Annotated in this window: 1 protein-coding gene; it reads right to left on the bottom strand. The window is 48.9% G+C overall.

Annotated elements, in window-relative coordinates:
• A partial coding sequence (locus PG883_RS23670; protein WP_187195596.1) for a recombinase family protein occupies nucleotides 1–483 on the bottom strand: 483 nt, incomplete at its 3' end.
• Nucleotides 484–710 lie beyond the last annotated feature (227 nt).

The following is a 710-nucleotide window of genomic DNA, read 5'->3' as shown; positions in this document are numbered from 1 at the left end:
TGCACCAGTGCCCTTCTGATGAAGCGTCAGCACGACGTTCCTGTCCACGGTACGCCTGCGGCCAAATTTGATTCCTTTCAGCTTTGCTTCCTGTCGGCCCTCATTCGTGCGTTCTAGGATCCTCCGGCGTTCAGCCTGTGCCACAGCCGACAGGATGGTGACCACCATTTGCCCCATATCACCGTCGGTACTGATCCCGTCATCAATGAACCGGACTGCCACGCCCTGAGCGTCAAATTCCTTTATCAGTTGGATCATATCGGCAGTGTCGCGGCCAAGACGGTCGAGCTTCTTAACCAGAATGACATCACCTTCCTCCACCTTCATCCTCAGCAAATCCAGCCCTTCCCGGTCTGTTGAACTGCCGGATGCCTTATCGGTAAATATACGGTTTGCTTTCACACCTGCGTCTTTGAGTGCTCTGACCTGAAGATCAAGAGACTGCTGACTGGTTGAGACCCGAGCGTAACCAAAAAGTCGCATAAAAATGTACCTTAAATCGAATATCGGACAACTCATGTCTATTATTACAAATTTACGATTTAATAGACATATTAATGTAACAGTTTTACGATGTCCGATAATTTATAACATTTCGTACGGTTGCAAAAATGTTACTAAATGCCCGTCAGGCAGGGAGGCCGATATGCCCGTTGACTTTCTGACCACTGAGCAGACTGAAAGCTATGGCAGATTCACCGGTGAACCGG

The sequence above is a fragment of the Aeromonas sp. QDB25 genome, assembly GCF_027707725.1.
Classification (GTDB): domain Bacteria; phylum Pseudomonadota; class Gammaproteobacteria; order Enterobacterales; family Aeromonadaceae; genus Aeromonas; species Aeromonas caviae.
Note: the sequence above shows the minus strand (reverse complement) of the source record. Positions and strands in the feature narration are given on the sequence as shown.